10 protein-coding genes are annotated in these 9,753 nt (G+C 44.4%); 2 read left to right on the forward strand and 8 right to left on the reverse strand.

The window, feature by feature from the left end; genetic code table 11:
• Window positions 1-12: 12 nt before the first annotated feature.
• The 6 genes from BP896_RS05095 to glmS all read right to left on the reverse strand — a co-directional run bounded on the left by BP896_RS05095 (window position 13) and on the right by glmS (window position 5,860).
• On the reverse strand, window positions 13-474 hold the full coding sequence (locus tag BP896_RS05095) for a PaREP1 family protein (RefSeq protein ID WP_291766409.1): 462 nt from the start codon (window positions 472-474) through the stop codon (window positions 13-15).
• A 389-nt stretch (window positions 475-863) separates the two neighbouring features.
• On the reverse strand, window positions 864-1,199 hold the full coding sequence (locus BP896_RS05100; protein WP_291766411.1) for a nucleotidyltransferase domain-containing protein: 336 nt from the start codon (window positions 1,197-1,199) through the stop codon (window positions 864-866).
• Complete coding sequence (locus BP896_RS05105; protein WP_291766413.1) at window positions 1,168-1,572, reverse strand: HEPN domain-containing protein; 405 nt, start codon at window positions 1,570-1,572, stop codon at window positions 1,168-1,170. Before BP896_RS05105 ends, BP896_RS05100 begins: the two co-directional genes overlap by 32 nt.
• Before the next feature lie 159 nt (window positions 1,573-1,731).
• Window positions 1,732-2,829 (reverse strand): chorismate synthase, encoded by a 1,098-nt coding sequence (gene aroC, locus BP896_RS05110; protein ID WP_291766415.1) that lies wholly within the window; start codon window positions 2,827-2,829, stop codon window positions 1,732-1,734.
• 84 nt (window positions 2,830-2,913) lie between these two features.
• Window positions 2,914-3,987, reverse strand: coding sequence for a nucleotidyltransferase family protein (locus tag BP896_RS05115; protein WP_291766417.1), 1,074 nt, complete (start codon window positions 3,985-3,987; stop codon window positions 2,914-2,916).
• 46 nt (window positions 3,988-4,033) lie between these two features.
• Complete coding sequence (gene glmS / locus BP896_RS05120; protein ID WP_291766419.1) at window positions 4,034-5,860, reverse strand: glutamine--fructose-6-phosphate transaminase (isomerizing); 1,827 nt, start codon at window positions 5,858-5,860, stop codon at window positions 4,034-4,036.
• A gap of 200 nt (window positions 5,861-6,060) precedes the next feature.
• Here glmS and BP896_RS05125 point away from each other — a divergent pair, with 200 nt between their 5' ends.
• The gene (locus BP896_RS05125; protein WP_291766421.1) at window positions 6,061-6,762 is read left to right on the forward strand and encodes an HAD family hydrolase; all 702 of its coding nucleotides are present in this window, start codon (window positions 6,061-6,063) and stop codon (window positions 6,760-6,762) included.
• 109 nt (window positions 6,763-6,871) lie between these two features.
• Here BP896_RS05125 and BP896_RS05130 read toward each other — a convergent pair whose 3' ends face one another.
• A complete protein-coding gene (locus BP896_RS05130; protein WP_291766423.1) occupies window positions 6,872-8,437 on the reverse strand; it encodes a hypothetical protein in 1,566 nt (521 codons plus the stop codon).
• Between the two features lie 86 nt (window positions 8,438-8,523).
• Between BP896_RS05130 and dcd the strand changes: the two genes are divergently transcribed.
• Entirely contained in the window at window positions 8,524-9,063 is a 540-nt protein-coding gene (dcd, locus tag BP896_RS05135) for a dCTP deaminase (protein WP_291766425.1), read from the forward strand.
• Between the two features lie 4 nt (window positions 9,064-9,067).
• On the opposite strand, the gene BP896_RS05140 is transcribed toward dcd, so the two are convergent.
• The gene (locus BP896_RS05140) at window positions 9,068-9,628 is read right to left on the reverse strand and encodes a class I SAM-dependent methyltransferase (RefSeq protein ID WP_291766427.1); all 561 of its coding nucleotides are present in this window, start codon (window positions 9,626-9,628) and stop codon (window positions 9,068-9,070) included.
• Between the last annotated feature and the right edge of the window lie 125 nt (window positions 9,629-9,753).

Consider the following 9,753-nt stretch of genomic DNA (forward strand, 5'->3'; position numbering starts at 1 on the left):
GCCTCTTTATAACTACTTAAGCAGCTCTTCCTTGGCCTTAATTATCATCTCCTCAACATCCTTAATGTATTCCCTCACTGAATTAGAATCCAACCTATTCTCATGAAAGCCCCATACATGAAGCAGGTAAGCTGATGACCAGCCCCTCCTACTCCAATCATATATTGAAGCCACTGATGATAAGTAATACGTATACCACCTGCCCTCCCTTATGGCTAGTTGATACTCCTTCGTGTTTAATTTCTCAGCAAGCGCCTTTATAATTTCCTCAGCAGCCTTATATGCCTTCTCGCTGGCCTGCATAACGTCACTTGCGTTCAGCCTCTCCTTGGCTTCAGTTATAAACTTCTCAGCAAGTTCAATTCTTAACCGTATCGACTCTGATGGGTCGTTACTCCTATTCCTTATGGCAATTATTATTAGGTCCTCAATGTCGATGCCATGTTCCTCAGCAATCCTAATTAACTCCTCCATAGTATTCAGATACTAGTTTTTATTTTAAACTCTTATGATATGTTCCTAATTGGGAAATTAAATTACGCTACATTATCTTAGTTGATTCCTTAATCATATAAGGCTAATTATTCCCACTGAGGATTAGTTATGTATTTATAAGGTATTATAGGATTAATGCCAGTAACCACTATGATAATGCCTAAGGGATTAGTACCCTTGATCACCTACTGTAGCTGGTGTGGCTGCCTATGAGATTATTAAGAAAGCTGGTTAAGAATACGTGCTGATGCTAAGGAATTCCCTTGAGACTAATGAAGGCGCTCAATGGTATGAGGATTAAGGTAGGTATTGCTGATGTTAGAGCTCATAGGATTGAAAACTTCCTAATGCCTATAAAAGTGCATTAATTAAATAATCCTAATCCAGTATTTAGACGCATCCCTAAGCACGGCACTATACTGCAACCTCTCTAGGAATTCCTGTGGTGTCAATGGAATTACCTCAATAAAATGCTTAAGCCCTAAATCCCACTGAATCTTATTAAGGGCATCAAGCCTATTTAAGAACCCCATTCCCTCAAAATCTTCGGAAACTATAACTAAATCAATATCACTTGTCCTCAACCAATCACCCCTAGCGAAACTACCAAATAAGTAGGCTTCCTTAACTTTAAATTGCTCATTAATCTTCCTTAAGAATAACTCAATGTCTCTAAGGGCCTCCCCCGGTATATTGCTTAGCATACTCAACTATCCTCTTCGCCAATTCTAAAGCTCTTCTGGCCTCAACCTCATCAACAGATTCACTGGGTAATCCACCTGCCGCATCAGGGTAACGCGTAACAGTATAGTACTTATTAAACACGTATAACTGATGCTCAAGATCACTTGGTAGCGTGAAGCCTGATTCCTTAAGCATCCTGTACAACTCCGTAATCGTATGAATCTTAGGTGGTTCCTCCCTACGTACAATAAAAAACAATGCCTTAAGGGCTTCTTCAACAGCTTGCTGAGCATGAAAAGCAACCCTAAACCACCTACTAGCCTTAAGCATTATCTCAGCGTCAATTAAATCATCCTCAGCAGCCCTAATCCAAAGTAATGATTCCCTACGCATTATGCATTAATGCGCTTAGGGTAATTAAAAATAGTTTCAACAATACAGGGTAAGAGCCGCCTCCAAAGCCTAAAGAACCCACTCAATGCTCATTAGCCAATGGCTGAGGAGTAAGGTGAGGCAATGAGGCAGTAAACCCACCCTTAAAGAGGGGATAGTTCACTTTTTCACAACTCTAGGTATTAAGCCTGCCCTTATTGCGTGGTCTACTAGTATTATTGCTGTCATTGCTTCTGCAGCTAGGATTGCCTTTGGGGCTGTGGATACATCATACCTACCTGTGAATGTTATTGATGTTTCAGCCATTTTCTCAAGGTTAACAGTCCTCTGAGGCTTCCTAATGCTTGGCGTTGGTTTGAAGGCTACCCTAAACCTAATTGATTCACCAATACTCATCCCACCAAGTAGGCCACCAACCCTATTAGTCTCAAGTCTTGGTCTGCCATCCTTAAGCACTATTTGATCATTAGCCTCACTACCCCTCATCCTAGCTAATTTAAAGCCTAGGCCGAATTCAATACCCGTGGCGCTTGGTATTGACATAACTGCCTTAGCTAAGTCAGCCTTAAGCTTATCGAAGACTGGTTCACCAAGCCCTGGAGGCACCTCAGTGGTTAATACTTCACCAATACCCCCGACACTATCCCCCTCTGTGGCTGTTTTCACAAGAACTTCGGTTGCCTTCCTAACAGCTTCATCATCAACCATTGGTAGGGGTTTCTCCCAGGACTTAACCACGTCGCTGAATGTGTAATCATCCCTACTTATTGATACACCCCCAAGCTCAATGAGGTGGCTTGAGACATCAACGTTAATAACTTGGTTAAGTATAGCCTTAGCCACAGCCCCCGCCGCAATCCTAGCCACAGTCTCCCTACCACTCGCCCTACCCCCACCCCTAAAGTCGTAGAGCCTACCGAACTTCAGGTACCAGGCTAAGTCAGCGTGGCCTGGCCTTGGCTTCATCCAAATATCCATGTAGTAATCCGACTTAGCCCTCCTATTCCACACCACTATGGCAACTGGAGTACCTGTGGTTAATTCATCCTTAACCCCTGAAAGCACTTGAAAATCCTCATCCTCGCACCTCGGGTTTAAAACAGGTATGTGGCAGAACCTCCTCCTATTAAGCTCACTCCTAATGTAATCCTCACTCAATTGAATGCCGGCTGGAACACCATCTATGACCACGCCCACTGCTGGTCCATGGCTCTCACCGAAGGTGGTTACCCTGAAGGCCACTCCAATACTACTCACAGGTAACGCCTTAGGCTTAAGGGATTTTAACAACTGCGTGGCTGCATTAGGATAATTAGGCAAGTTGAAATACGCCTAATACCCTTAACCATAGTATGTTAGAGGATTAATCACTTCCCCTGGCTTAACCACACTACTTGGCTTAATGACACTATTAGCACCAACCCTAGCGCCTCCACCTATCACCACCCCAATCTTCCTACCTAGTGTTGTTGTTAATGTTACGACACCCGGCTCCACAACGGCCCTTGGGCCTATTAATGAGGCGCCTATGAATGATCCCCTACCCACCGTTGCCCTAGGCCCCACCAATGATTCAGTTACCTCAGCGTTGGCGCCTATTACCGCCCCCTCCTCAATGGAGGTGTGGTTCCTAAGCAATGCCCCAGTACCCACGTAAGCCCCCTTACCAACGTACACTGGCCCCCTTAATGTGCAGTTGTGGTCAAGAACCGCGTCATCATCAATGACCACTAGGCCCTCTATTGATGCCTTCGGCGATATTTTAGCCTTAGTGGATATTGTGGATTCCCTTAAGCCTGAGAGTAGGTTCCTGGTTAAGTCAAGTAGGCTCCAGGGTGAGTTAATTCTAGTGAACCAGCCATTCCATAGATGGACACCAGCCTTAATACTACCCCAGTTTAATTCACCCTTAGCTTCAACCGCATCACGTTCAATAACCATTAGGTTTAGGAATAGGTAACCAGGCCCCATACCACTGCCTAAGCCCATAACCCTGCCCTCACCGTTAACTTGAATCATTACTCCACCGGAAACGTTCTCAACAGCCGTAACTAGCATTGTTGCATCATAGCCCATTGATAGGTGCGTGTTGAGTAAGGCCTCATAGGCCTCCCTCGGAACATAGTACTCTGTTGAGGAGAACACTATTGTGGATCCCCTTGGTGTTTCCTTAATAATTGATGCTAATGTGCTCCAGTAGTCATTACTTAGGCTCCTTAATTCAACCCCCTCAACGTTAACATTATCTTCAACAGCCGCAAGGACCCTGAGTGCGCCGATTGACCTTAAATTATCCGCAACGTGAGTTAGGAGTGGCTTACCCATAACGTTAACCATGGGTTTCGGCTCATTACTTAGGCTCCTTAATTCAACCCCATTAGGTGCGAAGACTACTCCTATTAAGCTCCCCCTCATTGTGTATTAAGCCGCTTAAGTCTTAATAACATTACGCCCCCTCAAGCTACTCCACAGTGACGGTTTTAGCCAGGTTCCTTGGCTTATCAGGGTCATAACCCCTTAATACTGCTGTGTGGTAAGCCAGTAATTGCAGTGGTATGGATTGAATAATGGTGAGTAGGTAAGGTGAGGCATTAGGGGTTTGAATAACCTCCGTGAAGACCTTACCCAACCTAGCGTAGTGCCTCCTCGGTAAGATACCTATTGTGTAGGCCCCCCTAGCCGCCATCTCCATTACGTTGCCCTCAAGGGGATCTAAGTAATCATCATCAATGACCGTGAATACTACTGGAAATTCCTGATTAACTAAGGCTATTGGGCCATGCTTACTTTCACCCGCTGGGTAAGCCTCAGCGTGAATGTAGGCAACCTCCTTCACCTTAAGCGCCCCCTCCATGGCTATGGGTAATCCAATACCCCTACTCAAGTAGTATGCACTGGCCTTAACCGCAAGTTTACTGGCAATGTGCCTAACCCTAGCCTCAGCGTTGATTATCATTGTGTTAACAAGATCAGGCACCTGCTCAAGCTCATTCATCACTAAGCTATAAGCCTCCCTACCCATACCTCCACTGTGTAATGCAGCGTTAGCAGCTAATGCAGTGAGGATCATTAATTGGGTTGTGAAGGTTTTAGTGGCTGCCACACCAATCTCAGGCCCAGCACTGGTGTATAATTGGTAATCACTCTCCCTAGGTATTGTACTATCCACAACGTTTGAAACAGCCAGAACCCTAGCTCCCCTCTCCTTGAAGACTCTTGCAGCCATTAGGGTGTCTATTGTCTCGCCTGATTGAGAAATGGCAACTAGTACATCACCCTCCCTAACCAGCTTAACGTACTTCCTGTACTCGGAGGAATTGAAGGCATGAGTATCTAAGCCTGCTAAACTAGCCAGTAAGTAATCCAGCACCAACCCAGCATGGTATGATGTGCCGCTGGCCGTTATGAAAACCCTCCTAGCCTCAGCAATGGCCTTACCCAACTTACTAACGTAATCCATGTCTAATCCAGCCCAAGTCTCCCTAAGGGCCCTGGGTTGTTCATGAATCTCCTTAAGCATGAAGTGTGGGTAACCCTCCTTACCCGCTGATTCAGGGCTCCAATTAATTACCCTAACCCTATCCTCTACGTTAATTGGTTCACCGTCCCTCTCAATGTAGATGCTGCTTGGTGTTAAGTAACCGTACTCGCCGTCGTGAAGGGTTATGACCCTGTTTGTGTAGCTTAGGAATGCAGGTATGTCACTTGCCAGGAAATTGAAGCCCTCACCCACCCCTATTACTAATGGTGACACGTTCCTAGCGAAGAAAACCTTATCAGGTTCGTGGGAGTATAGTAGGGCTATGGCGTATGAACCCTTAAGCCTTCTAATGGTTTCCCTTAAAGCTACTAGGGCTGGTAAACCAGCCTTAACGTAATCCTCAAACAAGTGTGCTATTACTTCAGTGTCAGTGTCACTGATGAACCTATGCCCCCTTGCTATTAACTGCCCCTTAAGCTCCCTATAATTAGCTATAATACCATTGTGGACAACCGCAACCTCACCAGTGCAGTCAACGTGAGGGTGGGCATTCTCATCACTTGGCTTACCGTGGGTTGCCCACCTGGTGTGGCCAATACCACTTAGGCCATCTAATGCCGTGAAGTTGAACTTAGCGTCAACCTCATGAATCTTCCCCTTACCCTTCCTAATGGTAATCCCCCCAACCCCAGCCACTGCAATGCCTGCTGAATCATAACCCCTATACTCAAGCCTCTCAAGGCACCTCTTAAGCGCTGAACCAAGCCTCTCACCAATGTTACCAGCTACACCTACAATACCGCACACGCGTCCCCTACTTTGCTTATTAATTTAAATTTACCTTAACTAAGCCTAGTTAGTTTAATAAACTCCTAGGCACTTGAACCATGGATGATGAGTGGGAGACCTCGCCGGATTGGTGGCGAATTTGCCGAGTGCTGATGGTCATCATCCTAGGTTTTATTGGGGGAATAATTTTATAAATTAAGCCATTAGTGATCTAACATATGGTAGTATTATTCATGGAGGTTATGGACACTTTAGCAAGCCTAGAGGGCTTTGCCCAGGAAATGGCTTCACTGATTAAGAGGGAAGTGGATATTAAGGCCAGTGAGGATGATGTCGCCACCTTAATAGCCAATGAGTGGTTAAGTAGGTATAATCAATTAGTGGCCTCAGGTAACTATAGGTCGCTTAGAAGCCTTGCTAGGGATGTGATGTTAACGGTCATTAGGAAATACTCCCTAGGCCTAGGTGGTAGGGAGCTTGAGTACTGGGGTGATGCCTTAGCCAACGCCTTCGTTACTGTGGCTAAGATTTACGATGACGTTGAGCCAGCCTTAAATGAGTTAAGTAACCTTGGAGTGCAAATGTACATATTAACTAACCTAGATAATGATATAGCTAAGAAGATTCTACTCAAGAACGGTCTACTAAGATTCTTCAAGGGCGTAATCAGCTCAGACTTAACGAGGGCTGGTAAGCCTAATGCAAGAATATTCAATGCAGCATTATATAGGGCTAAGATTAGTAAGGATGACGCATTAATAGTGAGTGGGCTCATTGAGGACATAATAGGAGGTAAGTTAAGTCAAATAAAGACAGTCTTCGTAAACAGGAGGAAAGTTAACCTAACCGTTAAGCCAGACTACATCATAGGTGATTTAACTGAGTTACCTAAACTACTAGCCAACATGAGTAACCCATAGGCGTGGTTTAATGCCCTTAACGTAGAGTAATGCTGAACATTAATTGAAGCCACCACCCATATAGTGATTACGGAGGGGAATCATTAACTGGGCTTCAGGAACATCGTAATCACTGTGATTGCGGAAATGTACCGGCATAATAATACACCTTCACTTCACTTGCCTGCGGTTCATCAAGAACTACGTCAAATGACACATCATTAACGTTATCAACGGCAACCTTAGGTATGGTTCCATTAACTGCATGGGAGGTTAATAATATGTAGGTTGGCTTCAACCTTAACCCATGTTTAACCGTGACTTTAACTTGACCAGGCGGTATTGTAACATACCCCTTAATACCCCTACCTGGCTCATACATGGAGTACATGTTGTCGAAAACCGAGTACGCATCGCCGGCATATATGGCTGGCCTAGTGGCTCCTGTTAAGGGATGCTTAACTATTGTTAAACCATAAATACCCGCCGTCTTAGGTGGGGTTGCGCTTATCCTAGTTATCCAAGGCATGATCACTATGTTCTCCCAAGCACTATCACTCAGTATACTGCCAAAGGGTGCGGTCACTATGTTTGAGATTGATGGTACACCATTATCATTATCCATGAAGTGCACGGTCCAGGCTTGACCAGACCAGGAGAAGTGGAAATTAAAGTAACTATCCTGAACGCCAACAAGCCTTAAGGCCTCCTCCACAGGCCCCTCGACATCAATACTATACATTGATATTTTAGATAATCCATCACTCCTACTTGTCTTATTTTCAAGAAGTATACCAATACCCTTACCACCAGCATTAAGCATGTTAACCTGAGGCCTTATGAAAACCATGAATCCGAGGGCATTCTCAACAGCCTCAAGGTGAATAACACCCTCAGTGTATAGTGGATTCCCAACAGCGTAAACCTCAGTAATAACTGAGTTGCCCCCATCCCAATTACTGTTATTGTTTATTAAGTGAAGTAGCTTACTGCTTGGGTTAAGTATGCCCTGCACATTACTTATTAGTAAATGCTCAAAGTTCATTATTCTTAACCCATCCTCATTAGGGTAATCAATGAATATGTTACTTATAACTGAGAAGGCGATCCCAAGGGAATCAGGGGAGCCTAGGTTAACAGCGTTTCTAAAGTTCCTGAAGCCTAAGTTAATTAAGGCTACACCCATCACGTTATCACCAATTAATGCATCAAAGGTGCCGTCCCCAGTAAACACTGTACCACCGTAAATAACACTATTAGGCCAGTCAGGTGGAGCTGGGTACACATTGCTCCTCACTGGGTAAACGCCGATAATTGAAACCCCTGGACTTAATGTTAAGGGCCTGGAGAGTGGGTATTGCCCAGCCTTCACGTATATTACTCCTTGAGTATTTTCACTGGTTATGGCGTTTATTGCACTTTGAATAACGCTACTGGCGTCTAGGCCTTCGAAATCCACATTCCCATTATTCCCATTCTTAGCGTAAACCTTACCGTATGAATCCTGGTAAATTATGTAGGATGCTGAGTTCTGGATGGTTGACTCAACATGCCTTAAATGGGACTCTAATTCATTAACCTGCGTTAATGCTTTATTACCCATGTACTCACCCATGGCGCCCAGTAGTAATGCACCACCACTAAGGGCTAATGAGGCTAGGATTCTTCTACGTTCAGGATTAGTGGAGTTAACCATAGATTAATTTATCCCTTTAATACTTTATAACATTAAGTTCATGCTGAGTAATAGCTTTTAATAACCTACCTGTTAAGGTTGCGTTAATGATACTTGCCAGGGGGGAGATACTTAAGCTTATTAAGGATGGTTCCTTAGGTATTGAACCCTTCACTGAGGATGTTGTTAGGGAGAATGGTTTAGACTTAAGGGTTGGTAATGAGTATGCAATATACGCCTTCGAGAATCAGGTGATTGACCCATGTGAACTTGAATCAACTAGGCACTTATTTAGCATTGTGGAGGCTAAGGATGGTAGGATAATAATACCGCCTAGGAGCTTCGCCTTACTAACTACAATGGAGTACGTTAAATTCCCAAGGGACATAATAGGCTTCTGCAACCTACGCTCAACCTTAGCCAGATATGGCCTAGGGGTACCGCCTACGATAATAGATACTGGTTTTGAGGGTAACATAACCATTGAGGTTATTAACAATAGCGGCAACTACCTTGTCCTCAGGCCAGGTATGAGGTTCCTCCACGTAGTCTTAGCTAAAACAATAGGTGAGGCTAAGTATCAGGGTAAGTACCTTGGGCAGAGAGGCGTAACACCACCAAAGGGCCTTAAGGGTGAATGCAGTTAAACACCTACCTCCTCTTGGCTATAGCCAGTATTAGTGGGAAGGATTTCTTAATTTTAAGCGTGAAGTACGGTGATAGGGCATCGTTAATGCATTTAACGGTGCATGAATGGCCATGGGCACTTACTTTATCCCCATCAACCTCAGCAGCAATAAACACACCACCTGGCTTCAGGGAGTCGCGTAAACTAGCCACTGATAACTCATGATTACCCCAGTGATGCATTGTGAAGACGGCCACAGCGGCATCAAAGTAACTGTTCCGTACTGGTAATCTCCAACTACCTCCATTAATGAAGTCTGGCCTCCAAAACCTCTTAGCCCGCTTAACCATGGGTAAACTCACGTCAACACCCACAACAAGGTACCCTAAGCCACTAATCATGTTAGCTAACCTACCTGTACCAGGGCCAATCTCAAGAACCCTAGCAGGACTCTTAACGGTTCCTCTAAGTACCCTAGACACGCTCCAGTATGCCCAATAGAAGGCAAAGTCGAAGTACTTGTAAAACCTAGCTAACTCATCGTTAAACTGCTCAAAGTAACCATAATTCTGGCTAAACCCCATATGTTCATCATTAATATACTACTTTAAAAGGGTTTACCGTTAACTTACCTTGAAGGAACATGCCCATTGATGTATGGTTTCACAATGAAATTAATTTCATCGCCCTCATTGGGTAGTGTTTATAA

Origin of the sequence: Caldivirga sp. UBA161 (assembly GCF_002506515.1) — an archaeon.
Taxonomy (GTDB): domain Archaea; phylum Thermoproteota; class Thermoprotei; order Thermoproteales; family Thermocladiaceae; genus Caldivirga.

What these genes read in the sequence shown, in the direction of transcription:
- BP896_RS05095 (WP_291766409.1), bottom strand. Translation starts at nt 474, where the DNA reads ATGGAGGAGTTAATTAGGATTGCTGAGGAACATGGCATCGACATTGAG.
- BP896_RS05100 (WP_291766411.1), bottom strand. Translation starts at nt 1,199, where the DNA reads ATGCTAAGCAATATACCGGGGGAGGCCCTTAGAGACATTGAGTTATTC.
- BP896_RS05105 (WP_291766413.1), bottom strand. Translation starts at nt 1,572, where the DNA reads ATGCGTAGGGAATCATTACTTTGGATTAGGGCTGCTGAGGATGATTTA.
- BP896_RS05115 (WP_291766417.1), bottom strand. Translation starts at nt 3,987, where the DNA reads ATGAGGGGGAGCTTAATAGGAGTAGTCTTCGCACCTAATGGGGTTGAA.
- BP896_RS05125 (WP_291766421.1), top strand. Translation starts at nt 6,061, where the DNA reads ATGGTAGTATTATTCATGGAGGTTATGGACACTTTAGCAAGCCTAGAG.
- BP896_RS05130 (WP_291766423.1), bottom strand. Translation starts at nt 8,437, where the DNA reads ATGGTTAACTCCACTAATCCTGAACGTAGAAGAATCCTAGCCTCATTA.
- dcd (WP_291766425.1), top strand. Translation starts at nt 8,524, where the DNA reads ATGATACTTGCCAGGGGGGAGATACTTAAGCTTATTAAGGATGGTTCC.
- BP896_RS05140 (WP_291766427.1), bottom strand. Translation starts at nt 9,628, where the DNA reads ATGGGGTTTAGCCAGAATTATGGTTACTTTGAGCAGTTTAACGATGAG.